Here is a 22,603-nt window from a genome sequence, read left to right as displayed (position 1 = left end):
GCCCGCCGCGGCGCCTGTTCAGCGCGAGGGCGTCAGGAACGAGATGGCGAGCGAGGCGAGGATGCAGCCGGTAAAGAACCAGAGGCCCCAAGCGGTCTCGACCGTGGCGAGGCCCACGCCCTTGATGAGCACGATATAGAGCGCGATCAGGAAGATGTCGGCCATGGCAAGCCGGCCCAGCAGATGCAGCGCCGGCAGGACGCGGGGCGAGAGAAGCCCCGCATGGAGGAGCGCGAGACCGATGGTCTTCAGGTAGGGCGCGAAGATCGCGAAGAAGGTCACGAGCAGCGCAAGGCCGACGTCGGTGCCCCAGAGCGACTGCAGGCCCGAGATGACGGATATTTCGGACAGGCCAAAGAGCGGCAGCATCCCCGCCCGCATCAGGGGCGCGAACCAAGCGACGGGGAACAGGACGAGCAGCGCGAGGTTCGCCGCACGCAGCATCCTAGCGCAGCGCCTCGATCGGGCCCTCGGCGCGGCCGTGGATGAACTGCTGGACGTAAGGATCGGGCGTGGTGTCGAGTTCGGACACGGGGCCGGTCCAGCGGATCTTGCCACGGTGGAGCATCGCCACGTTGTCGGCGATGGCGCGGACCGAGGTCATGTCGTGGGTGATGGTCATGGCGGTCGCGCCCATCTCGGTCACGATCTCGCGGATCAGGTCGTTGATGACGCCGGCCATGATCGGGTCGAGCCCGGTGGTGGGTTCGTCGAAGAAGATGATCTCGGGCTCGGCCGCGATGGCGCGGGCGAGACCCACGCGCTTCTGCATCCCGCCCGACAGCTCGGCCGGATAGAGGTCGGCCACCTGAGGGCCGAGCCCCACGCGGCGCAGCTTTTCGATGGCGATCTCGCGCGCCTCGGCCTTGGGCCGCTTCTGCGCGCCGCGGAGCAGCCGGAAGGCCACGTTCTCCCAGACATGGAGCGAGTCGAAGAGCGCCGCGCCCTGGAACAGCATCCCGAAGCGGGCCAGGAAGGCGTCGCGCTCGGCGCGGGTCACATCCTCGCCGTTCAGCAGGATCCGGCCGCCATCGGGCGCGACAAGGCCCAGGATGCACTTGAGCAGCACCGACTTGCCCGTGCCCGAGCCGCCGATGATGACCATCGAGCTGTTGCTCTCGATGCGCAGGTCGATGCCGCGCAGGACCTGGTTCGAGCCGAAGCTCTTGGTGACGCCGGAAAGCTCGATCATGAGGTGAAGAACACCTCCGTCAGCAGGTAGTTCGCGGCAAGGATCAGGACCGACGCCGCGACGACGGCCGATTTGGTGGCCCGGCCGACGCCTTGCGCGCCGCGGCCCGAGTTCATGCCGTGATAGCAGCCCATCAGGGCCACGATGAAGCCGAAGGCCGCGCCCTTCACGAGGCCCGAGCCCACGTCCCAGACCTCGAGGAAGTCCACGGTGTTCTTGATGTAGGTGGCCGAGTTGAAGTCGAGCCGGTTCACGCCCACGAGCCAGCCGCCGGCGATGCCGATGGAATCGCCCACGGCCACCAGGACCGGCACGGCGAGCGTGGCGGCCAGCACGCGCGGCACGGCAAGATACTTCAGCGGGTTGGTCGAGAGGGTCACGAGCGCGTCGATCTGCTCGGTCACCTTCATGGTGCCGATCTCGGCCGCGATCGAGGAGGCCACGCGGGCCGCGACCATCAGCCCGCCGAGGACGGGGCCAAGCTCGCGCGTCATGCCGATGGCCACGATCGAGGGCACGACCGCCTCGGCCGAGAAGCGCGCGCCGCCCGCGTAGATCTGGAGCGCGAGGGCGCCCCCGGTGAAGATCGCGGTGAGACCGACGACCGGCAGCGAGAGCCAGCCGATCTGAATCAGCGCGTTGAAGAACTCCCGCGGGTAGAAGGGCGGCCGGAAGAGGTGGCTGATGACTGCGGCCGCAAAGAGGGCGATCCGGCCGATGGCCGCCAGCCCGCCGAGCGTCGCCCGCCCGAGCGCCGCGATGGGAGCGGCCGGGCTCACGCCGCGAGCGCCCCGTAGCGGCGCTGGTAGCGGCGCCCGAGACTGGTGAGGATCTCGTAGCCGATGGTTCCCGCCGTGTCGGCCAGATCGTCGGGCGTCTGGTGGCGGCACAGGATGTCGAGCGCGTCCGGCACCTCGGGAAGGTGGCTCACGTCCACGGTGATGAGGTCCATCGAGACGCGGCCGACCAGCGGGCAGGGCACGCGGCCGGCAAAGAGCGAAGCCTTCGAGGACAGCGTGCGCGGCAGGCCATCGGCATAGCCCGCGGCGACCGTGGCGATGGTCGAGGTGTGTTCGGCCGTCCAGCTGTTGGAATAGCCCACGGGCTCGCCGATCTCGACCTCGCGCACCTGGATCACGGGAAGCGAGAGATGCACCACCGGGCGGGCTTCCTCGAACGGGCGGCCGCCGTAGAGGCCGATGCCGGGGCGTGTCAGCTCGAAATGCCAGGAGGGGCCGAGCAGGATGCCGCCGGTGGCCGAGAGCGAGCGGGGAACGCCGGTCCCGTCCGTCATGGCGCGGAAGGCGCGCAACTGCTCGGTGTTCATCGGATGGTCGGGCTCGTCGGCGCAGGCGAGATGACTCATCAGCAGTTCCGGGCCCGCCTCGAGGGCGGTGGCGGCCACGGCCTCCCACTCGCCGGGCTCGAGCCCGAGCCGGTTCATGCCGCTGTCGAGTTGCAGCCCGAAGGGCTGGCCGCCGAGCGTCTCGAAATGCCGGGTGAGCTGCTCGATCGAGTTCAGCATCGGCGTGAGGTCGAAGTCGCGGATGAGGGCGGTGTCGCCCTCCATATGGCCCGAGAAGACGCAGATCTGCGGGCCGGAGCCGAGCGCGCGGCGCACCTCGGCCCCTTCCTCGCAGGCGGCGACAAAGAAGCGCCGGGCGCCGGCCCGGGCGAGGGCATGGGCGACCTTGGCCGCGCCGAGCCCGTAGGCGTCAGCCTTCACGACGGCGCCGGTCTGGCAGTCGGAGGCGGTCATCTGGTCGAGCGCGCGCCAGTTGGCGGCGATGGCGTCCAGGTCGATGGTGAGGGTCGCGGTGGCCATGGCGGTGTTTTCACCGCTGCGAGTGCGACGTCAAGGGGAGAAAGCCCGCGCCGGGCGGTCGGCCGCCGGGCGGGCGGTCACGAAAACCGGAAGCCTTTGCGGCCGGTTCGCCGAAGGCGCCCGGGGCGAGGCTCGGCCGGGCAGGCGGAGGCGGCGGAAGATCGCGTGCATCCTGTCGCGGCGCTGCGGCGGCGAAGTCGGGTGGCGCGCCTGTCCTGCCGCTGGTAAAGGGCGGCAAAGCCAATGCGAGGAGACGGACCATGTTCGATCTGACAGGGAAATCGGCGCTGATCACGGGCGCTTCGGGCGGTATCGGCGGCGGCATCGCGCGCGCGCTCCATGCGGCGGGGGCGACGGTCGCGCTGTCGGGCACACGGACGGGGCCGCTTGAGGAGCTGGCGGCGGAGCTGGGCGGGCGGGCTCATATGCTGGCCTGCAACCTCTCGGACGCCGCGGCGGTCGAGGCGCTGCCGAAACAGGCGGCGGATGTCATGGGCGCGGTGGACATCCTGGTCAACAACGCGGGCATCACGCGCGACCAGCTGGCCATGCGGATGTCGGACGAGGACTGGGCGCAGGTGATCGAGGTCAACCTGACCTCGACCTTCCGGCTGTGCCGGGGCGTGCTGCGCGGCATGATGAAGGCGCGCTGGGGGCGGATCGTCAACATCACCTCGATCGTGGGGGCGACGGGCAATCCGGGGCAGGCCAACTATGCCGCCTCGAAGGCGGGGGTGGTCGCCATGTCGAAGAGCCTGGCCGCCGAGGTCGCGAGCCGGGGCATCACGGTCAATGCCGTGGCGCCGGGCTTCATCGCCACGGCCATGACGGAAAAGCTGAACGATGAGCAGAAGGGGCGCATCCTGGGCCAGGTTCCCATGGGGCGGATGGGCGAGGCGCAGGACATCGCGGCGGCCGTTCTCTATCTTTCCAGCCCCGAGGCGGGCTACGTCACGGGGGCCACGCTGCATGTGAACGGCGGCATGGCCATGCTCTGAAAAAGCGCCGGCGGCATGCGGCACTTTCGGCGCGGGAAAGCGTTTGCCTTGGCGAAGGAGCCTTGCTATAGGCCCGTCAGAGTTGCCGGGGCTGACGCCGCCGGCTTAACTGCACCAGTTGCCGCAGGGCAAGGGACAACGAGCCGGGAACCCTCCCGCAACGAATGAGGAAGTGACATGAGCGACATCGCTGATCGCGTGAAGAAGATCGTCGTCGAGCATCTGGGCGTCGAAGAGGAAAAGGTGACCGAGAATGCCTCGTTCATCGATGACCTCGGCGCGGACAGCCTCGACACGGTCGAGCTCGTGATGGCCTTCGAGGAAGAGTTCGGCATCGAGATCCCGGACGATGCGGCCGAAACCATCCAGACCTTCGGCGATGCGGTGAAGTTCATCTCGGAAGCCGCCTGAGCTTCCACCGGACCTCGGGTCCGAGACATTGGCCCCCGTCGAGCGTGCTCGGCGGGGGTTTTCGTTGCGTGAGGCACAGGCTCGGGCCCGTGCACCCCGGTCGGTTGTGAGCGGCCGGACGGGGAGGTGCCGGTTGCGGGGGCATCGAACCCCCGCAACCGGCCCTGCCGGGGACGGGACCATCGACCGGCCCCGGATCGGCCATCAGCGCGCAGCTGCCGCGGCGGGACGCGCGGCAGCTCCCCCATCGCTTTTCGAAGGGCCGCGGGTTCCCTGTCCGTGGCAACGCCGCGGGAGGGGGTTCGATGCCCCCTCTCGCGGCACCCCCGGAGGGCGGCGGACAGGCGCATGGCCGCGGCCGCGCTTGTTGCGAAGGACGGTGGCCGCGTGTAAGACCGCAACCCACAAGGGCCCGGGCACGGGCTGGCAGAGGAGTCATGGCATGCGTCGAGTGGTTGTCACGGGGCTGGGCATGGTCACGCCGCTGGCGTGCGGCGTCGAGGAGACGTGGAAACGGCTGCTGGCCGGGAAGTCCGGCGCGGGGCCCATCACGCGCTTCGACCCGTCCAGCGTGACCACCCAGTACGCCTGCGAGATCCCGCTGGGCGACGGCACGGACGGCACCTTCAACGCCGACGACTGGATGGAGCCGAAGGACCGCCGCAAGGTCGACGACTTCATCCTCTATGCCATGGCCGCGGCCGAGCAGGCTGTGAAGGACTCGGGCTGGGCGCCCGGGACCGAGGAGCAGCGTTGCCGCACGGGCGTGATGATCGGCTCGGGCATCGGCGGGCTTTCGGCCATCGCCGACACGGCCGTCCTGATCAAGGAGAAGGGGCCCAAGCGCGTCTCGCCCTTCTTCATTCCCTCGGCGCTCATCAACCTGGCCTCGGGGCAGGTCTCGATCCGCTTCGGCTACAAGGGGCCAAACCATGCGGTCGTCACCGCCTGCTCGACGGGCGCCCACGCGATCGGCGACGCGGCGCGGCTGATCCAGCTGGGGGATGCCGACGTCATGCTGGCGGGCGGTGCGGAGAGCCCGATCTCGGAGATCGGGATCGCCGGCTTCAACGCCTGCAAGGCGCTCTCGACCAAGCGGAGCAACGATCCCGAGGCCGCCTCGCGCCCGTGGGACGCCGACCGCGACGGATTCGTCATGGGCGAGGGTGCGGGCGTCGTGGTGCTCGAGGAGTATGAGCATGCCGTGGCGCGGGGCGCGAAGATCTATGCCGAGGTGCTGGGTTACGGTCTGTCGGGCGATGCCTACCACATCACCGCCCCGTCCGAGGATGGCGACGGTGGCTTCCGCTCGATGACCATGGCGCTGAAGCGCGCCGGTCTCGAGGCCTCGGCCATCGACTACATCAACGCCCACGGCACCTCGACCATGGCCGACGTCATCGAGCTGGGCGCGGTCGAGCGGCTTCTGGGTGATGCCGCGGCTGCGGCCACCATGTCCTCGACCAAGTCGAGCATCGGTCATCTTCTGGGCGCGGCCGGTGCGGTCGAGGCGATCTTCTGCGTGCTGGCGATCCGCGATCAGGTGGCGCCGCCGACGCTGAACCTCGAGACCCCGGCGGTCGAGGCGAAGATCGACCTCGCGCCGAAGGTGGCGCGGCCGCGCAAGATCGACGTGGCGCTGTCGAACTCGTTCGGGTTCGGTGGCACCAACGCGTCGCTCATCCTCGGGCGGGTCACTTCGTGATGTGGCGCTCTGTCGCCTCCAACGCGCTCACCCTGTTCATCGTGGTGCTGGTGGCGGCGGCAGGGTTGCTGGCGTGGGGGCGGCAGGAATACACCGGCCCCGGGCCGCTGAGCGAGGCCGTCTGCCTGCGGGTCGAGCGGGGAGACTCGCTGTCGGTCGTAAGCCGGCGGCTCGAGTCGCAGGGCGCGGTGAGCGATGCGCGCATCTTCCGCATCGGCGCGGACTATTCCGACAAGGCCGCGGGGCTGAAGTTCGGCAGCTATCTGCTGCCGCCGGGCGCCTCGATGGCCCAGATCCTCGACATCCTGACGGCGGGCGGGCAATCCACCTGCGGGCGCGAGGTGAACTACCGGATCGGCGTTGTGGCGGCCGAGATCATCCTGCGCGAGTTCGACGCGGGCGAGGGCCGCTACGTCGAGGTGGCGAAGTTCGTGCCGGGGGAGGGTGAGGCGCCCGAAGCCTACCGGGAGGCGGCCGGGGAAGGCGACCTGCGCTGGCGCGTGACGCTGGCGGAGGGCGTGACGAGCTGGCAGGTGGTCGAGAGCCTGCGCAAGGCCGAGTTCCTCGAGGGAGAGATCAAGGAGGTCCCGCCGGAGGGTTCGCTGGCCCCGGACAGTTACGAGGTCGCGCGGGGGGATGACCGGGCGGCGCTTCTGGCGCAGATGCAGGAGCGGCAGGCGCGCATCATTGCCGAGCTTTGGGCCGCGCGGTCCCCGAGCGTGCCCTACGGATCGCCGGAAGAGGCAATGATCATGGCGAGCATCGTCGAGAAGGAGACCGGCATTTCCTCGGAGCGGCCGCAGGTGGCGAGCGTCTTCGTCAACAGGCTGGCGCAGGGGATGCGGCTGCAGACGGACCCGACGGTGATCTATGGCATCACCGAGGGCAAGGGCGTCCTCGGCCGCGGTCTGCGGCAGAGCGAGCTGCGCCGCCGGACCGACTACAACACCTATGTGATCGACGGGCTGCCGCCTACGCCCATCGCCAATCCCGGCCGGCTCTCGATCGAGGCGGCGCTGAACCCGGCCGAGACGGATTACCTTTATTTCGTGGCCGATGGCAGCGGGGGCCATGCCTTCGCGCGGACCCTGGCCGAGCACAACCGCAACGTCGCCGCCTGGCGGCGGATCGAGGCCGAGCGCGGGATGCCGCCCCCGGTGGGGATCCAGGGCGAGTGACCGGGCGTGGCGCGATCCTTGCCGAAAGGTTAAGGGATCGCGCGATAAGCCTTTGACGGGGAACGGTTTTCCGCTTGACTTGGCGGGCGGTCCAATGTATCCCTTGTGACATGCTGGAAGAGGTGGGCAAGCGGCACGGGGCAACCCGGGGCCGCTTTTCCTTTGGCCGGCCGAGCCTCGGGAGGCGGAAGCAGCTGCACATGACGATCGTGAAGAAACCCCCGCCAGTCGATCTGCTGGCGGAGACGGAAGAGCTTTACCGCGAGGCGGCCGAGGATCTCGTCCGCGCCCGCAGGAAGCTGTCGGAGGGCCGGGCCGAGGAGGTTCGCGCCGCCGTGCAGGCGGTGAAGGATCTCAAGGCCGCGCTTCAACTGGTGATGGACGAAAGGGCGAGGGTTGAACGGCTACGCAGGACCGCGGGCGGGATCGTCCATGACTATGCCCTCGACCTCGAGGCCGCACGGGCTGAGATTGGGCGCCGCCTGGCTCGCCTCCGCGACGCCGGAGCGGGCGGATGAGTTCCTGGGCCGGCTGGGCGGGGATGCGCTGCTGGCGCTGCCCTGGATGTTCGAGTTCTGGGCGCTGCCGCACCAGCTTGCGCCCGAGGGCGGGTGGAAGAGCTGGGTGGTGATGGGCGGCCGGGGCGCGGGCAAGACCCGGGCGGGGGCGGAGTGGGTCCGCTCGGAGGTGGAGGGCCCGAGGCCCGGGGATCCGGGCCGGTCGCGCCATGTGGCGCTGGTGGGCGAGACGGTCGATCAGACCCGCGAAGTGATGGTGTTCGGCGAGAGCGGCCTGCTGGCGTGCTCGCCGCCCGATCGGCGGCCCGAATGGGAGGCGGGGCGCAAGCGCCTCGTGTGGCCGAACGGGGCGGTGGCGCAGGTGTTCTCGGCCCATGATCCCGAGAGCCTTCGCGGGCCTCAGTTCGACGCCGCCTGGGCCGACGAACTGGCCAAGTGGGCCCGCGCCGAAGAGGCGTGGGACATGCTGCAATTCTCGCTGCGGCTGGGCGATCAGCCGCGGCAGGTGGTGACGACGACGCCACGCAACGTGCCCGTGCTGCGCCAGATCCTCGACAACCCCTCGACGGTGGTCACGCATGCGCCGACCGAGGCGAACCGGGCCTATCTGGCGAAGTCCTTCCTCGACGAGGTTCATGCCCGGTACGACGGCACGCGCCTCGGGCGGCAGGAGCTGGAGGGGCTGTTGCTGGAGGATGTCGAGGGCGCGCTCTGGACCACGGCGCGGATCGAGGCGCTGCGGGCCGAGGAGGCGGGTCCACTGGACCGGATCGTGGTGGCGGTCGATCCGCCCGTGACCGGGCACGAAGCCTCGGACGAATGCGGCATCGTGGTGGTGGGCGCGCGGACCGAAGGTGCGCCGCAGGATTGGCGGGCAGTCGTGCTCGAGGATGCCTCGGTCGGGGCTGCGAGCCCGGATCGCTGGGCGCGGGCGGCGCTCGATGCGCTGCATCGGCATGGGGCGGATCGGCTGGTGGCCGAGGTGAACCAGGGGGGCGATCTGGTGGAAACGGTGATCCGGCAGATCGACCCGCTCGTGCCGTTCCGGGCTGTCCATGCCTCGCGCGGGAAGGCGGCGCGGGCGGAACCCGTTGCCGCGCTCTACGAGCAGGGGCGGGTCCGGCATCTGCGGGGTCTGGGCGATCTCGAGGATCAGATGTGCCGGATGACGGTGCGCGGCTACGACGGCCGCGGCTCACCGGACCGGCTGGATGCGCTGGTCTGGGCGCTGACCGACCTGATGATCGAGCCGGCGCGGGCCTGGGTGAACCCGCGGATGCGCCTGCTGTAACGGCTGACCCCGAAGAGCGGGGGGATCCGCGGCCTGCAAGGGCCGCGGCGCGGCGGCGCATGTCCGCGCGACAGAGGAGTTCTTGCCGATGCTGTTCGACTTCCTGAGGAAAAAGGCCGCGCCGCCCGAGCGGAAGGCCTCGGCCACCGGCCCGCTGGTGGGCTGGAGCACGGGGCGCGTGGCCTGGAGCCCGCGGGATACCGTGTCGCTGACCCGCAACGGGTTTCTCGGCAACCCGATCGCCTTCCGTTCGGTCAAGCTGATCTCGGAGGCGGCGGCGGCGCTTCCGCTGCTGCTGCAGGATCACGAGCGGCGCTATGACAGCCATCCGATCCTGGAGTTGATCGCCCGTCCGAACCCGCTTCAGGGCCGGGCGGAACTGCTGGAGGCGGTCTATGGGCAACTGCTGCTGACGGGGAACGCCTATCTCGAGGCGGTGGCGGGCCTGTCGAGGCTGCCCGGCGAGTTGCATCTGTTGCGGTCGGACCGGATGAGCCTTGTGCCGGGGCCGGATGGATGGCCGGTGGCCTATGATTATGCGGTGGGGGGGCGGCGCATCCGGTTCGACATGACCGAGACGATGCCGATCTGCCATATCCGCACCTTTCATCCACAGGATGACCACTACGGCTTTTCGCCGCTTCAGGCGGCGGCAGTGGCGCTGGATGTGCATGTCTCGGCCTCGGCCTGGTCGAAGGCGCTGCTGGACAATGCCGCGCGCCCCTCGGGCGCCATCATCTACAGGGGCGTGGACGGACAGGGCGCGCTTTCGGCCGAGCAATACGACCGGCTGGTGAGCGAGATCGAGGTGAACCATCAGGGCGCGCGCAACGCCGGCCGCCCCATGTTGCTGGAAGGGGGGCTCGACTGGAAGCCGATGGGCTTCTCGCCTTCGGACATGGAGTTTCACACCACCAAGGAGGCGGCCGCGCGCGAGATCGCCATCGCCTTCGGCGTGCCGCCGATGCTGCTCGGGATACCGGGCGAGGCGACCTACGCGAATTATCAGGAGGCCCACCGCGCCTTCTACCGGCTGACGGTGCTGCCTCTGGCGGCACGGGTGACGGCGGCGATCTCGCACTGGCTGGCCGGCTTCACCGGAGAGGCGGTGGAGCTTCGCCCGGATCTCGATCAGGTGCCGGCGCTTGCGGCCGAGCGGGACCAGCAATGGGCGCGGGTTTCGGACGCGGATTTCCTGACCGAGGCGGAGAAGCGGATGCTGCTGGGTCTGCCAAGGATCGCGGAGGAGGAATGAGATGGACCAGAGCGGCTCGCGCTACCTGTTTCAGAGCTTTGACGCGGCGCACGCGCGGATCGATGCCAACGAGCGCGTTGCGGGTGAACGCCTGACGGCGATCGATTTCCGGCTGGGGCGGATCGAGAACGGGCTGGAGCGGGTGGAGCAGCGCATGTGGCTCTGGCTCTACGGTGTCGCAGCCTTCCTGCTGATGCAGGGGGCGGAGGCTGTGGCGCGGGCCCTTTTGGAGTGAGCGGATGCGAATGAGAGACGAATTCGGTGCGCCCGAGCGCAAGTTCCACCGGCCCGAGACGGGCCTAGTCCTGTCGGAGGGTTCGATGATCGAGGGATATGCCTCGATCTTCGGCCGCCCCGACCATGGCGGCGACGTGGTGGCGCGCAATGCCTATGCCGCCTCGCTCGAGGCGATGAGGTTGCAGGGCCGGCGGGTGAAGATGCTCTGGCAGCACGACCCGGCCGAGGTGATCGGCGTCTGGGACGAGGTGCATGAGGATGAGACCGGCCTGTGGGTCAAGGGCCGCATCCTGACCGAGATCGGCCGGGGGCGCGAAGCGGCGGCGCTCATTGCGGCAGGGGCCATCGACGGTCTGTCGATCGGCTATCGCACCGTCCGGTCCGAACGGGACGCGAAGGGGCATCGTGTGCTGACCGAGATCGAACTCTGGGAGGTGTCCCTTGTCACCTTCCCGATGCTGCCCGAGGCGCGCGTCGCCTCGAAGGGCGAGGACCACGACGAGCTGGACTGGCACGACATCGCCGAACTCTTCGAGGACGCGCGGCAGAGCCTGTCCGGCGTCTGACCCGAACCACCACAAGCCAGAGGAAGACGAGGATGACCGAGACCTGGGCTCGGGCCGGGACAGGCATGTCCGCAGGCCCAGACCCGGCTGGAGAGGCGAAAGCCGCAATGGCCGGTTTTCTGAGGGAGATCAAGCTCTTTCAGGATGAGGTGAAGACCGTGTTGCAACAACAGGAAGAGCGTTTGACCATGCTGGACCGCAAAACCATGATCTACGGGCGCCCGGCGCTTTCGGCCGCGGCCGACCAGGAGGCGCCGCATCGCAAGGCCTTCGGAGCCTATCTCCGCTCGGGCGACGACGACGGGCTGCGCGGGCTTGTCCTGGAGGGTAAGGCGATGACGACCGCGGTGGCGGCGGACGGCGGCTATCTGGTGGATACCCAGACCTCGGACACGATCCGCTCGATGCTGCTCTCGACGGCCTCGATCCGGCAGATCGCCGGGGTGGTCAATGTGGAGGCCACGAGCTTCGAGGTCCTTATCGACCGCACCGAAGTGGGCTCGGGCTGGGCGACCGAGGCGAGCGCCATCAGCGAGAGCGCGACACCTGCGATCGAACGCATCTCGATCAAGCTGCACGAACTGTCGGCCATGCCGAAGGCGAGCCAGCGGCTTCTGGACGATGCGGCCTTCGACGTGGAGGGGTGGCTTGCGGGTAAGATTGCCACCCGCTTCATGCGGGCCGAGAGCGCGGCCTTCGTGAGCGGCGACGGCGCCGACAAGCCGCGCGGGTTCCTCGTGCCTGCGAAGGTGCCGAACGCGTCCTGGACCTGGGGCAACATCGGATACATCCCCACGGGGGCGACGAACGACTTTCTCGGGACGAACCCGGCCGACTGCATCATCAGCCTGATCTATGCGCTGGGCGCCGATTACCGCGCCAACGCGACCTTCGTGATGAACTCGAAGACCGCGGGTGCCGTGCGCAAGATGAAGGACTCGGACGGCCGCTTCCTGTGGTCGGACGGGTTGGCCGCGGCCGAGCCCGCGCGGCTGATGGGCTATCCGGTGCTGCTGTGCGAGGACATGCCGGACATCGCCGCCAACGCCTTCGCCATCGCCTTCGGGGATTTCGCAGCGGGTTACACGATCGCCGAACGGCCCGAGGTTCGGGTGCTGCGCGATCCGTTCTCGGCCAAGCCGCACGTCCTGTTCTACGCCACGAAGCGGGTCGGCGGTGACGTGACCGATTACGCGGCGATCAAGCTGCTGAAGTTCGCGGTGTCCTGACGGATGCGGCGCGAAGCCGCCCCCGCGACGGGCGGCGGGCGTGCGCCGGGGCCCCGGCGCGCGCTTCCCCGGAGATCGGAGTTCTTCCCATGATGTTGATCGAGCAGACGGCGGTGCCGGACGGCGCGTTGCCGGTGGCCCGGCTGAAGGAGCATCTGCGCCTCGGTTCGGGTTTTGGCGAGGAGGGGCTGCAGGACGGGCTGCTGGCCTCGTTCCTTCGCGCGGCCATGACGACAATCGAAGGCCGCACCGGCAAGGTGCTGCTCGCCCGTCGGTATCTGCTGGTGCTCGATGACTGGCGGACGGACGAGGCGCAGGCCCTGCCGGTTGCGCCGGTGAGCGAGGTGATCTCGGTCGTGCGGGTGGACGGGCAGGACCGCGCGATGCCTGTCTCTCCAAGCCTCTGGCGGCTGGTGCGCGACCAGCACCGGCCGAAGCTGATGCCGAGGGTGGGGCTGCTGCCGTCCGTGCCGGAGGGCGGGCGGGTCGAGATCCTGTTCGACGCGGGTTTCGGCGAGAGCTGGGCCGAGGTTCCTCCGGATCTGGCGCAGGCGGTGATGCTGCTTGCGGCGGATTACTACGAGAACCGATACGAGCCGGGCCTGAGTGCTGCGGGGCTGCCCCGGCAGGTCGCCACCCTGATCGAACGCTGGCGGACGGTCCGGCTGCTGGGCGGGGGAGTGGCGTGATGCGTGAGATGCTCAACCGGCGGCTCGTGCTCGAGGCACCGCTGTCGGAGGAGGATGGGGCCGGGGGCCGCGCGCTGAGCTGGGCGGGTCTCGGAACGCTCTGGGCGAAGATCGAGCCGGGCACCGGGCGCGAGGTGGCGATTGCGGAGGTGCCGGTGGGTTCGGTGCCGCTGAAGATTACGGTTCGCGCGTCGCCAATGGGCTCGATGGCGCGGCCCGAGCCGGGGCAACGCTTCCGCGAAGGCGGGCGGATCTACCCCATCCTGGCGGTGAGCGAGAAGGATGCGGGCGGGCGTTACCTCACCTGCTTTGCCCGCGAGGAGGTGCCGGCATGAGCTACGGGGCTGCGGCCGCATTGCAGGCGGCGCTCTTCCAGCGGCTGGCCGCGTGGCCGGACCTTGCGGACGTGCCGGTGCATGACGCCCTGCCGAAGGGCGGGGGGCGGGGCACCTGGGTTCTGATCGGACCCGAGGAGGTGCGCGACCTCTCGGACGGCACCGGCGGAGGTGCCGAGCACCGCTTCACGATCAGCGTGATCTCGGATGCGGCGGGTTTCCTTGAGGCGAAGCGGGTGGCGGCGTCCGTCTCGGACGCGCTCGAGGATGCGTCGCTTGCGCTGGACCGGGGGCGGCTGGTGGGTCTGCGCTTCCTGAAGGGCACGGCGCGCCGGCTTGCCTCGGGCGGGGCACGGCGCATCGACCTCACCTTCCGCGCGCGGGTCGAGGACTGACACCGGCCTGGCCGGACATCAAGGAGAAGAGTCATGGGCGTGCAGAACGGCAGGGACCTGCTGGTCAAGGTGGATCTGACGGGGAGCGGCGTCTTTCAGACGATGGCCGGGCTTCGCGCCACGAGGATCAGTTTCAACGCGGAGACGGTGGATGTGACCTCGCTCGAGAGCCAAGGGGGATGGAGGGAGCTGCTTGCGGGGGCGGGTGTGAAATCGGCCTCGATCTCGGGCTCGGGCGTGTTCCGGGACGAAGCAACGGACGAGCGGGCCCGGGCGCTGTTCTTTGCCGGAGAGGCCCCGCGCTTTCAGGTGGTGATCCCGAGCTTTGGTGTGGTCGAGGGGCCGTTCCTGATCTCTTCCATCGAATATGCCGGGAGTCATGACGGCGAGGCGACCTACGAGATGACGCTTGCCTCGGCGGGCAAGCTCGGCTTTGCGGCGCTGTGATGGCCAATCCCTGGGCAGGAGAGGTGGCGATCTGGCTGGATGGCCAGCGCCACACGGGCAAGCTCACCTTGGGCGCGTTGGCGGAGCTGGAGGCGAACCTCGGGGCCGACAGTCTGATCGCGCTTGCGGAGAGGTTCGAGGAGCGGCGGTTCTCGGCGCGGGACGTGCTGGCGGTGCTGGTGGCGGGATTGCGCGGCGGGGGCTGGCAGGGCTCGGCGGAGGACCTGCGGCGCGCGGATCTGGCCGGTGGGCCCGTGGGGGCCGCGCGCGCCGCGGCCGAACTGCTGGCCCGCGCCTTCGCCCTGCCGGAGGAGTGACATGGCCGGGCTGGACTGGGCCGGGCTGCTGCGGGTGGGGCTCGAGGGGCTTCGGCTGTCGCCGGACGCCTTCTGGCGGCTCACGCCCGCCGAGTTGAGGATCATGCTGGGGGCGTCCGCGGTGTCGCCCCTGTCGCGCGCACGGCTGGACGAGTTGCTGCGCGCCTATCCTGACATGCGAAAGGATGAGGATGATGGCTGACATCGAGGCTCTCGAAGAGCAGGTGGCGGCACTCGAGGCGACGCTGGGCAATGCGGCCGGCATGACGGCCACCTTCGAGGCGGAACTGGCGCGGATGCGGGAGTCCATGGTGTTCACGGGCCGCGAGGTAGACCGGCTGTCGAGCGGCGTGGGAACGGGCCTTCGCCGCGCCTTTGACGGCGTGCTCTTCGACGGGATGAAGCTCTCGGACGCGATGGAGGGCCTCGCGCAGTCGATCTCGCGCACGGTCTATTCGATCGCCATGAAGCCGGTGCAGGACGCCGTTTCGGGCTTCGTGGCGAACGGGCTGAACTCGGTGCTGGGCGGGCTCTTGCCTTTCGCCAGGGGGGCGGCCTTTGCGCAGGGGCGGGTGATGCCCTTCGCGCGGGGCGGGGTGGTGGCCGGCGCCACGCCCTTCGCGATGCGCGGCGGAACCGGAATCATGGGCGAGGCGGGGCCTGAGGCGATCCTGCCGCTGGCGCGCGGGACGGACGGGCGGCTGGGCGTGCAGGCCGGCGGCGGCCGGGCCGTTCAGGTGGTGATGAACGTGGCCACGCCCGACGTGCAGGGCTTTGAGCGCAGCCGGGGCCAGATCGCGGCGCAGGTGAGCCGCATGCTCTCGCGCGGGCAACGCAATGGATAGGGGAACGGCATGAGCTTTCACGAGGTCCGGTTTCCGACGAACCTCAGCTTCGGCTCGGTCGGCGGCCCCGAGCGGCGGACCGAAATCGTCACGCTCGTCAACGGGTTCGAGGAGCGCAACAGCCTCTGGGCGCACTCCCGCCGACGCTTTGACGCGGGGGTGGCGCTGCGCTCGCTGCGCGACGTGGAGGCGGTGCTTGCCTTCTTCGAGGCCCGCCGCGGGCAGCTGTTCGGATTTCGCTGGAAGGACTGGGCCGACTTCCGCTCCTGCGCGCCGGATGAGGTGCCGCAAGCCCATGATCAGTTCATCGGCACGGGCGACGGCACGGCGCGCACCTTTGCACTGCAGAAGACCTACAGTTCGGGGGCCGAAAGCTATGTCCGGCCTGTGACCAAGCCGGTCGCGGGGACAGTGGCCGTGGCCGTGGCCGGCGCCGTCCTGGCACCGGGTGCGGGATTTTCGGTCGATGCGACGACGGGGCTGGTGACACTTGCCGCAGCACCCGCCGCAGGGGCGGAGGTCACGGCGGGGTTCGAGTTCGACGTCCCGGTCCGGTTCGACACGGACCGGATCCAGATCTCGATGGCCTCGTTCCAGGCGGGCGAGGTGCCGAGCGTTCCCGTGATGGAGGTGCGGGTCTGATGGGCGCACAGGAGCTTCATGCGCATCTGAAGAACGGTGCGACGACGGTGTGCCGCTGCTGGGCCGTCACGCGGCGCGACGGGCGGGTGTTCGGCTTTACCGATCACGATCGGGATCTCGGCTTTGAGGGGATCCTGTTCCGGGCCGAGACCGGCCTGACGTCGACGGCGTTGCAGCAGACGACCGGCCTTTCGGTGGACAATGCCGAGACGGTGGGCGCGCTCTCGCATGCCTCGGTGACCGAGGGGGATCTGCTGGCCGGGCGCTTCGACGGGGCGGGGGTTCTCGCCTGGCTGGTGAACTGGATGGATCCGGGCGAGCGGCTGTTGCAGTTTCGGGGCACACTGGGCGAGATCACCCACGCGGGCGGGCGTTTCCGCGCCGAGTTGCGCGGCCTGACCGAGGCGTTGAACCAGCCGCAGGGACGGGTCTATCAGCGCGACTGCCAGTCGGTCCTGGGGGACGGCAAGTGCGGTCTTGATCTGAGCAATGGCGCATTCTCGGTCGAGCGGTCCGTGGGGTCGGTCAAGGGCCGGCAGGTCTTCGGGTTTGCGGGGCTCGCGGCCTATGCCGACCGCTGGTTCGAGCAGGGGCGTCTTGTCGTCCTGAGCGGGACGGCCAAGGGGTCGATCGGCGTGGTGAAGAACGACCGGCGGTCCGGGGACGCACGGACAATCGAGCTGTGGGAGGCGCTTGGGCCGGAGATCGCCGCAGGAGACCTTGTGCGGCTCGAGGCCGGCTGCGACCGGCGGGCCGAGACCTGCCGGCTCAAGTTCGGCAATCTGCGCAACTTTCGCGGCTTTCCGCATCTTCCGGGAGAGGATTGGCTGAGTGCCTATCCGGCTTCGGCCAAGGCCAATGACGGCGGGAGCCTGTGGGAATGAGCGGCGCGGACGTGGTGGCGGAGGCGCGGCGCTGGATCGGCACGCCCTATGTGCATCAGGCCTCGACACGCGGCGCTGGCACGGATTGCCTGGGCCTGCTGCGAGGGATCTGGCGGGCGCTTGTCGGGCCCGAGCCGGGCCTCGTGCCGCCCTACACCCCCGACTGGTCCGAGCCGTCGGGTGAAGAGCGGCTGATGGACGCCTGCGATCGGTGGCTGCTCAGAAAGCCGCTGGAGGCGGTGTCGGAGGGAGACGTTCTTCTGTTCCGGATGCGTCCCGAGGCTGTGGCCAAGCATCTCGGCATCCTGGTGTGCAGCGGCCCCGAGATGTCTTTCGTTCATGCCTATTGCGGGCATGGCGTGCTGGAAAATCCGCTCTCGGAGCCTTGGGCGCGGCGGCTTGCGGCGCGCTATTCCTTCCCTGAAAGGACTGACTGATGGCAACGCTATTGCTTGCGGCGGCGGGCTCGGCGGTCGGGGCTGGCTTTGGCGGCACGGTGCTGGGGCTGACCGGCGCGGTGATCGGCCGCGCCATCGGGGCGACGGTCGGGCAGATGATCGATCAGCGCCTGATGGGGGCCGGATCGCAGACCGTGCGCACCGGCCGGATCGAACGTTTCCGCCTGATGGGTGCGGGCGAGGGCGCCGCGGTGGCGCAGATCTTCGGCCGGAACCGGGTTGCGGGGCAGGTCATCTGGGCCTCGCGTTTTCTCGAGAGCCAGTCCGAGAGTTCGAGCGGTGGGAAAGGCGGCGGTCCAAGGACCACCGTCGTCAGTTATTCCTACTCGGTCAGCCTCGCCGTCGGGCTGTGCGAGGGGGAGATCCTGCGCGTGGGGCGGATCTGGGCGGACGGGGCCGAGATCGCGCCAAACACGCTCAACCTTCGCCTCTATCGCGGGACGGAGGATCAGCTTCCCGATCCGAAGATCGAAGCGGTGGAGGGCGCCGGTCTGGCCCCGGCCTACCGCGGCATCGCCTATGTGGTCATCGAGGATCTGCAACTCGAACCCTTCGGGAACCGGGTTCCGCAGTTCTCCTTCGAGGTCATGCGCGCCGCGCAGGGCACTCTGGCGGACCGGGTGACGAACCTGCAGCGCGCGGTGAAGGGCGTGGCGATGATCCCCGGCTCTGGCGAATATGCGCTGGCCACGAGCCGTCTCGCCTACGACTACGGGCCGGGCGAAAGCGAAACCGCCAATGTGCACTCGGCCTCCGGGCAGAGCGACTTTCTCACCTCGCTCGATCAGTTGAGGGGCGAACTGCCCGCCTGCCGCTCGGTCTCGCTGGTGGTGTCGTGGTTCGGAAGCGACCTGCGCTGCGGGGAGTGCGAGATCAGGCCGAAGGTCGAGCAGGGCAGTTTTGACGCCTCGAAGATGGCGTGGCGCGCGGGCGGGATTGATCGGGGCGGTGCGCAGCTGGTGGGCCGTCTGGAGGACCGCCCCGTCTATGGCGGGACGCCTGCGGATGCGGCCGTGATCGAGGCCATCCGGGCCCTGCGTGCGGCGGGCCGGTCGGTGGTCTATTATCCCTTCATCCTGATGGAGCAGTTGCCCGGAAATGCGCTGCCGAACCCCTGGACGGGAGAGGCGGGGCAGCCGGTGCTTCCCTGGCGCGGCCGCATCACCTTGTCGGCGGCCCCTGGCCGAGCTGGAAGCCCGGACCGCATCGCGGCCGCCGGGGCCGAGGTGGCGGCCTTCTTCGGCACCGCCGAGCCGGATCAGTTCCGCATCGAGGGGGACCGCATCCTCTACGACGGGCCGGACGAGTGGCGCTATCGGCGGTTCATCCTGCATGCGGCCTGGCTCTGCCGGCTGGCGGGGGGCGTCGGTGCCTTTTGCATCGGGTCGGAGATGCGCGGACTGACCCAGATCCGTGCAAGCGGCGACAGCTTTCCGGCCGTGGCCGAACTGCGCAGGCTCGCCGCGGACGTGCGTTCGATCCTGGGGCCGTCGGTGAAGATCGGCTATGCCGCCGACTGGTCGGAATGGTTCGGCTACCACCCGGAGGGGGACGTTCATTTTCATCTCGACCCGCTCTGGGCGGACGAGAACATCGATTTCATCGGCATCGACAACTACATGCCGCTGTCGGACTGGCGGGCGGGCGAGGATCATGCGGATGCGCATTGGGGCTCGGTCCATGAGCTCGGCTATCTGAAGGCCAATGTCGCCGGGGGCGAGGGCCATGACTGGTATTACCGCGATGAAGCCGGAGCGGCTGCGCAGGATCGGGTGCCCATCACGGACGGCGCCTTCGGAGAGCCGTGGGTCTATCGCTGCAAGGATCTGAAAAGCTGGTGGTCGCTGCCGCATCACGACAGGATCGCGGGCGCCCGGAAGGCACAGCCCACGGCCTGGGTGCCGCGCTCGAAGCCGATCTGGTTCACGGAATACGGCTGCCCGGCCCTCGATCTGGGCACGAACCAGCCCAACCTGTTCCTCGACCCCAAAAGCTCGGAATCGTCGCTTTCCCGGGGGTCTTCGGGGCGGCGCGATGACGCCATCGGCATGGATTACCTGCGGGCCATGGCCGAATACTGGGCCGACGAGGCGAACAATCCCGTCTCACCGCTGTACGGCGGGCGGATGGTGGACATGGGTCGTGCCCATGTCTGGGCCTGGGACGCGCGCCCGTTTCCCGCCTTCCCGGCACGTGCCGATGTCTGGAGCGACGGGGACAATTACGCCCGCGGGCACTGGTTGAACGGGCGCGCCGCCTCGCAACCTCTCGCGGCGGTGGTGGCCGAGATCTGCGAGCGGTCGGGTGTGACGGCGATCGACGTCTCCGGCCTTCATGGTGTCGTGCGGGGGTACGGGCTGACCGACGTGGATACGGCGCGCGCCGCCCTCCAGCCGCTGATGCTGGCCTACGGGTTCGAGGCGCTGGAGCGGGACGGGATGCTGGTCTTCCGCATGCGGGACGGACGCAGGAGCGTCGAGATCGCGCGTGAGGCTCTGGTGCAGTCCGACGAGCTGGACGGCGCGGTGGAGCTGATCCGCGCGGCGGAGGTGGAGACGGCCGGGCGGGTCCGTCTGGGTTTCCTCGAGGCCGAAGGCGACTATGAGGCGCGGCAGGTCGAGGCCGCCTTCCCGGACGAGGCGACCTTCGCGGTCTCGCAGTCCGAGGTTCCGCTGGTCCTGACGTCGGCCGAGGCGCGGGGGACGGTCGAGCGGTGGCTGGCCGAGTCCCGGGTGGCGCGGGACAGTCTGCGCCTTGCGCTGCCGCGGTCGGCACTGGCGCTCGGGGCCGGGGATGTGCTCGAACTGGAGGGGCGGCGCTATCGCATCGACCGGCTGGAGCAGGCTGAGGCGCAGCTTGCCGAAGCGGTCCGGGTGGAGCCGGGGATCTACATACCCGCCGACATCGCAGAGCAGCGGCCGCCTGCACGAAAGGTCGCTGCGCAGATGCCGGTGCACGCCGTCATCCTCGATCTGCCGCTGATGACGGGGGCCGAGGTCGCGCATGAGCCGCATCTGGCCGTCGCGGCTGCGCCCTGGCCGGGGCGCGTCGCCGTCTGGAGCGCGATTCAGGACGCGGGATACCGGCTGAACGGCGTTGTCACCGGAGCGGCGACGCTTGGCGTGACGCAGACGCCGCTTCGGGCCGCGCCGGCCGGTCGATGGGACATGGGGGTGGCCTTGCGGGTGAAGCTGCAGGGTCCGCCGCTTGCGTCGGCCTCGGATCTCGAGGTGCTGAACGGCGCCAATGTAATGGCCATCGGCGACGGCTCGGTGGATGGGTGGGAGCTGTTCCAGTTCGCTGAGGCGCGTCTCGCCGGTCCCAGGACGTGGGAGCTTGCGCGAAGGCTACGGGGGCAGGCCGGGACGGATGCGACGATGCCGGAGGTCTGGCCCCCGGGAAGCGCGGTGGTGCTGATCACCCCGGCCCTGGTGCAACTCGGGGTGCCGCTCGCCGAGCGCAACCTCGCCCGGCACTACCGGATCGGCGCCGCGGCGCGTGGCTATGATGATGCGGATGTGATCCATCGCGTTGACGCCTGTGCCGGGGTGGGCCTGCGTCCGCTCGCCCCTGTGCATCTCGCGGCCGAGCGGCGCGACGGCGGTCTGCTCGTCCGCTGGATCAGGCGCACGCGGATCGACGGGGACAGCTGGGAAGGGCGCGACGTGCCTCTGGGGGAGGGGAGCGAGCTCTATCTTGTCCGGGTCCGCATGAACGGGCTGGTGCGACGGCAGGAGGAAGTCACGGCGCCTCGCTGGACCTATACGGCCGAGGCGCAGGCGGCGGATGGTGCCGAGGGCACCTTTGCGGTCGAGGTCGCGCAAGTCTCGGACAGCTTCGGGCCCGGCCCGTTCCGGCGCCTGATGGTCTGATCCATGCGGCGTGTGCTGCTGGCGGATCTGGTGGCGGTGGCCAGTCGGCTTGCCCTCTTGCCCCGTGAGGATCGCCCTGCGGTGCTTGCGTGCCTGATCGAGCAGGCCCACCGCGCGCACAAGATCTCGAGGCGGCTGGGCCATCCGCATCCGCTGTGGGGCAATGGCTGCCTTGCCTCGGCCGCGGCCCGCTTGCCGCACGGGGCGGAGGGGGCCGGGCCGGACCCGGATCAGCTCGAGGCGCTGGCTCTTGTGGCGGGGGTCGTCGCGTGGCGCATCCGGCAGGGGCGGCACCGGCGACGGCCGGGCCCGCCTTCGTCGGCCGTGCCCATCGTTGCCGTGCGGCCGCCTGATCCTTTGGTGCGGGACGAGCCACGGGCACCTTCCACTGTCGGGCGGAATGACTATGTGCTACACTTGCCCGTGACGAGGAAAGGACACTGCGATGGCTGAGGCAAGACCCCGTGTGGCAACCGTGGATCCGGTCTGGCAGCGCATTGTCGAGGAAGGCCATGCCGCCATCCTGACCGAGCCTCTGCTCGGTGGGCTCGTGCATTCGAGCCTCTTGCACCACCCCTCGATGGAGCGGGCGCTGGCCTACCGCTTTTCGCTGAAGCTGGCCTCGGGCGAGATGAGCGAGCAGATCCTGCGCGAGATCGCCGACGAGGCCTATGCGTCGGACCCCGAACTCGGGCAGATGGCGCGCGCCGACATGGTCGCGGTCTATGAACGGGACCCCGCCTGCCATCGCTTCATCCAGCCGATCCTGTTCTTCAAGGGCTATCAGGCCGTGCAGGCCTATCGGGTGGGACACTGGCTCTGGACGACCGGACGGCAGGATCTGGCCTACTTCGTCCAGATGCGTGTGTCCGAGGCCTTCGGCGTCGATATCCATCCGGCCGCGCGGGTGGGGCGCGGGATCATGATCGATCACGCCCATTCCATCGTGATCGGCGAGACGGCCGTGGTGGGTGACAATGTCTCGATGCTTCATTCCGTGACGCTGGGCGGGACCGGCAAGGAGGATGGGGACCGCCATCCCAAGATCGGCAATGGCGTGCTGATCGGGGCAGGCGCCAAGGTGCTGGGCAACATCCATGTCGGCCATTGCAGCCGGATCGCCGCGGGCTCGGTCGTGCTGCATGACGTGCCGCCCTGCACCACCGTGGCGGGCGTCCCGGCCCGCGTGGTGGGCGAGGCCGGATGCGCGCAGCCGGCGGTCACGATGGACCATCTGCTCAACGACGGTTGAAGCGTCGGAGACACGGGAAAGGGGCCGATCCGCAAGGATCGGCCCCTTTCTCATGTTCGACA

At 69.4% G+C, this 22,603-nt stretch carries 27 protein-coding genes; 23 read left to right on the top strand and 4 right to left on the bottom strand.

What is annotated here, in order from left to right:
* Nucleotides 1-18: 18 nt before the first annotated feature.
* The 4 genes from FG154_RS00705 to alr are packed head-to-tail and all read right to left on the bottom strand — an operon-like array spanning nucleotide 19 to nucleotide 3,017.
* A complete protein-coding gene (locus FG154_RS00705; protein ID WP_145103318.1) occupies nucleotides 19-444 on the bottom strand; it encodes a paraquat-inducible protein A in 426 nt (141 codons plus the stop codon).
* Between the two features lies 1 nt (nucleotide 445).
* The gene (locus tag FG154_RS00700) at nucleotides 446-1,192 is read right to left on the bottom strand and encodes an ABC transporter ATP-binding protein (protein WP_101340366.1); all 747 of its coding nucleotides are present in this window, start codon (nucleotides 1,190-1,192) and stop codon (nucleotides 446-448) included.
* Nucleotides 1,189-1,971 carry an MlaE family ABC transporter permease gene (locus FG154_RS00695; protein WP_145103315.1) on the bottom strand — a complete coding sequence of 261 codons (783 nt, stop codon included), beginning with the start codon at nucleotides 1,969-1,971 and terminating at the stop codon, nucleotides 1,189-1,191. Before FG154_RS00695 ends, FG154_RS00700 begins: the two co-directional genes overlap by 4 nt.
* The gene (gene alr, locus FG154_RS00690) at nucleotides 1,968-3,017 is read right to left on the bottom strand and encodes an alanine racemase (RefSeq protein WP_145103312.1); all 1,050 of its coding nucleotides are present in this window, start codon (nucleotides 3,015-3,017) and stop codon (nucleotides 1,968-1,970) included. Before alr ends, FG154_RS00695 begins: the two co-directional genes overlap by 4 nt.
* A gap of 260 nt (nucleotides 3,018-3,277) precedes the next feature.
* Between alr and fabG the strand changes: the two genes are divergently transcribed.
* From fabG to cysE, 23 genes are all read left to right on the top strand, one after another.
* A complete protein-coding gene (gene fabG, locus FG154_RS00685) occupies nucleotides 3,278-4,015 on the top strand; it encodes a 3-oxoacyl-[acyl-carrier-protein] reductase (protein ID WP_145103309.1) in 738 nt (245 codons plus the stop codon).
* Nucleotides 4,016-4,192: 177 nt separating this feature from the next.
* Entirely contained in the window at nucleotides 4,193-4,426 is a 234-nt protein-coding gene (locus FG154_RS00680; RefSeq protein WP_002719616.1) for an acyl carrier protein, read from the top strand.
* A 442-nt stretch (nucleotides 4,427-4,868) separates the two neighbouring features.
* Nucleotides 4,869-6,131 (top strand): beta-ketoacyl-ACP synthase II, encoded by a 1,263-nt coding sequence (gene fabF, locus FG154_RS00675; RefSeq protein WP_145103306.1) that lies wholly within the window; start codon nucleotides 4,869-4,871, stop codon nucleotides 6,129-6,131.
* Nucleotides 6,131-7,309 carry an endolytic transglycosylase MltG gene (gene mltG / locus FG154_RS00670; RefSeq protein ID WP_145103303.1) on the top strand — a complete coding sequence of 393 codons (1,179 nt, stop codon included), beginning with the start codon at nucleotides 6,131-6,133 and terminating at the stop codon, nucleotides 7,307-7,309. Before fabF ends, mltG begins: the two co-directional genes overlap by 1 nt.
* A 200-nt stretch (nucleotides 7,310-7,509) precedes the next feature.
* Entirely contained in the window at nucleotides 7,510-7,827 is a 318-nt protein-coding gene (locus tag FG154_RS00665) for a hypothetical protein (protein ID WP_235841392.1), read from the top strand.
* Nucleotides 7,748-9,118 (top strand): DNA-packaging protein, encoded by a 1,371-nt coding sequence (locus tag FG154_RS00660; protein WP_484051826.1) that lies wholly within the window; start codon nucleotides 7,748-7,750, stop codon nucleotides 9,116-9,118. Before FG154_RS00665 ends, FG154_RS00660 begins: the two co-directional genes overlap by 80 nt.
* Nucleotides 9,119-9,206: 88 nt before the next feature.
* Nucleotides 9,207-10,373, top strand: coding sequence for a phage portal protein (locus tag FG154_RS00655; RefSeq protein ID WP_145103300.1), 1,167 nt, complete (start codon nucleotides 9,207-9,209; stop codon nucleotides 10,371-10,373).
* Nucleotide 10,374: 1 nt separating this feature from the next.
* Entirely contained in the window at nucleotides 10,375-10,608 is a 234-nt protein-coding gene (locus tag FG154_RS00650) for a GTA head formation protein, RCAP_rcc01685 family (protein ID WP_011908114.1), read from the top strand.
* Between the two features lie 4 nt (nucleotides 10,609-10,612).
* Nucleotides 10,613-11,176, top strand: coding sequence for an HK97 family phage prohead protease (locus tag FG154_RS00645; protein WP_145103298.1), 564 nt, complete (start codon nucleotides 10,613-10,615; stop codon nucleotides 11,174-11,176).
* Between the two features lie 32 nt (nucleotides 11,177-11,208).
* The gene (locus FG154_RS00640; protein WP_145103296.1) at nucleotides 11,209-12,405 is read left to right on the top strand and encodes a phage major capsid protein; all 1,197 of its coding nucleotides are present in this window, start codon (nucleotides 11,209-11,211) and stop codon (nucleotides 12,403-12,405) included.
* Between the two features lie 89 nt (nucleotides 12,406-12,494).
* Nucleotides 12,495-13,094, top strand: coding sequence for a head-tail connector protein (locus tag FG154_RS00635; protein ID WP_145103293.1), 600 nt, complete (start codon nucleotides 12,495-12,497; stop codon nucleotides 13,092-13,094).
* Nucleotides 13,094-13,429: a head-tail adaptor protein gene (locus FG154_RS00630; protein ID WP_145103290.1), complete on the top strand. Its 336-nt coding sequence runs from the start codon at nucleotides 13,094-13,096 to the stop codon at nucleotides 13,427-13,429. Before FG154_RS00635 ends, FG154_RS00630 begins: the two co-directional genes overlap by 1 nt.
* Nucleotides 13,426-13,824: a DUF3168 domain-containing protein gene (locus tag FG154_RS00625; RefSeq protein ID WP_145103287.1), complete on the top strand. Its 399-nt coding sequence runs from the start codon at nucleotides 13,426-13,428 to the stop codon at nucleotides 13,822-13,824. The genes FG154_RS00630 and FG154_RS00625 overlap by 4 nt, the downstream gene beginning before the upstream one ends.
* Before the next feature lie 33 nt (nucleotides 13,825-13,857).
* The gene (locus tag FG154_RS00620) at nucleotides 13,858-14,271 is read left to right on the top strand and encodes a phage major tail protein, TP901-1 family (RefSeq protein ID WP_145103284.1); all 414 of its coding nucleotides are present in this window, start codon (nucleotides 13,858-13,860) and stop codon (nucleotides 14,269-14,271) included.
* Entirely contained in the window at nucleotides 14,271-14,588 is a 318-nt protein-coding gene (locus tag FG154_RS00615; protein ID WP_145103281.1) for a gene transfer agent family protein, read from the top strand. The genes FG154_RS00620 and FG154_RS00615 overlap by 1 nt, the downstream gene beginning before the upstream one ends.
* 1 nt (nucleotide 14,589) lies before the next feature.
* Nucleotides 14,590-14,790 carry a rcc01693 family protein gene (locus FG154_RS00610; protein WP_011908122.1) on the top strand — a complete coding sequence of 67 codons (201 nt, stop codon included), beginning with the start codon at nucleotides 14,590-14,592 and terminating at the stop codon, nucleotides 14,788-14,790.
* Entirely contained in the window at nucleotides 14,783-15,433 is a 651-nt protein-coding gene (locus FG154_RS00605) for a phage tail tape measure protein (protein WP_145103277.1), read from the top strand. The genes FG154_RS00610 and FG154_RS00605 overlap by 8 nt, the downstream gene beginning before the upstream one ends.
* Nucleotides 15,434-15,442: 9 nt before the next feature.
* Nucleotides 15,443-16,075, top strand: coding sequence for a DUF2460 domain-containing protein (locus FG154_RS00600; RefSeq protein ID WP_145103274.1), 633 nt, complete (start codon nucleotides 15,443-15,445; stop codon nucleotides 16,073-16,075).
* Nucleotides 16,075-16,959 (top strand): DUF2163 domain-containing protein, encoded by an 885-nt coding sequence (locus FG154_RS00595; protein ID WP_145103271.1) that lies wholly within the window; start codon nucleotides 16,075-16,077, stop codon nucleotides 16,957-16,959. The genes FG154_RS00600 and FG154_RS00595 overlap by 1 nt, the downstream gene beginning before the upstream one ends.
* On the top strand, nucleotides 16,956-17,396 hold the full coding sequence (locus tag FG154_RS00590; RefSeq protein WP_145103268.1) for a C40 family peptidase: 441 nt from the start codon (nucleotides 16,956-16,958) through the stop codon (nucleotides 17,394-17,396). The genes FG154_RS00595 and FG154_RS00590 overlap by 4 nt, the downstream gene beginning before the upstream one ends.
* Nucleotides 17,396-21,289 (top strand): baseplate multidomain protein megatron, encoded by a 3,894-nt coding sequence (locus tag FG154_RS00585; RefSeq protein ID WP_145103265.1) that lies wholly within the window; start codon nucleotides 17,396-17,398, stop codon nucleotides 21,287-21,289. The genes FG154_RS00590 and FG154_RS00585 overlap by 1 nt, the downstream gene beginning before the upstream one ends.
* A 3-nt stretch (nucleotides 21,290-21,292) precedes the next feature.
* Nucleotides 21,293-21,742 carry a DUF7742 family protein gene (locus FG154_RS22085; protein WP_145103262.1) on the top strand — a complete coding sequence of 150 codons (450 nt, stop codon included), beginning with the start codon at nucleotides 21,293-21,295 and terminating at the stop codon, nucleotides 21,740-21,742.
* Nucleotides 21,735-22,541, top strand: coding sequence for a serine O-acetyltransferase (cysE, locus tag FG154_RS00575; protein WP_145103259.1), 807 nt, complete (start codon nucleotides 21,735-21,737; stop codon nucleotides 22,539-22,541). Before FG154_RS22085 ends, cysE begins: the two co-directional genes overlap by 8 nt.
* Nucleotides 22,542-22,603 lie beyond the last annotated feature (62 nt).

Source organism: Cereibacter sediminicola (assembly GCF_007668225.1).
Taxonomy (GTDB): domain Bacteria; phylum Pseudomonadota; class Alphaproteobacteria; order Rhodobacterales; family Rhodobacteraceae; genus Cereibacter_A; species Cereibacter_A azotoformans.
The sequence above is the reverse complement of the archived record's forward strand: the minus strand, read 5'-3'. Positions and strand labels throughout refer to the sequence as shown.